The sequence below is a fragment of the Polaromonas sp. P1_G2 genome (assembly GCF_056405515.1).
Window position 1 is genome coordinate 1 of sequence record NZ_JBFUBY010001027.1, and the last position, 481, is coordinate 481.

The 481-nt window shown below is 64.4% G+C and carries 1 protein-coding gene; it reads right to left on the reverse strand.

Annotation, left to right across the window (positions count from 1 at the left end; translation table 11 throughout):
• Window positions 1-412, reverse strand: a 412-nt coding sequence (locus tag AC1D0P_RS28885) for a heterodisulfide reductase-related iron-sulfur binding cluster (RefSeq protein ID WP_477679873.1), incomplete at its 3' end; no start/stop codon positions are given.
• Window positions 413-481 lie beyond the last annotated feature (69 nt).

Here is a 481-nt window from a genome sequence, read left to right on the forward strand (position 1 = left end):
AGCCACAACAAGCTTCGCCCTTCGGCAGCACGACCTCGACGCCGAGATTGGTGAGCAGTTCGATCGCCGCTTCGTTGATGCCGGGATCGATGACGGGCTGGACGCAGCCGGTCAGCATGGCGACCCGTTTCTGCCTTGCGCCCTTGGCCGGAAATGTGCCTGGCTCAGCGAAACGCGACTTCGGCGGCAGCGTGCGCGGTGCAAGCTCGACCATGGCGGCGAAGGATTTCAACGCCGGCACGCGCCGCATCAATCCGGCAAATGGCCGGCCGAGCGCGGCGAGCGTCATCGCGAAGCGGAAACGGCTTGACGACGGCATGAAATAGGCAAGCAAAGCGCGCTGCAGGCGGCGCATCGGCGGGCGCTTGTAGGTCTTCTCGACATGGATGCGGGCGTGGTCGATCAGATGCATATAATCGACGCCGGAGGGACAGGTGGTCACGCAGGCGAGGCAGGAGAGACAGCGATCGACATGCAGCGC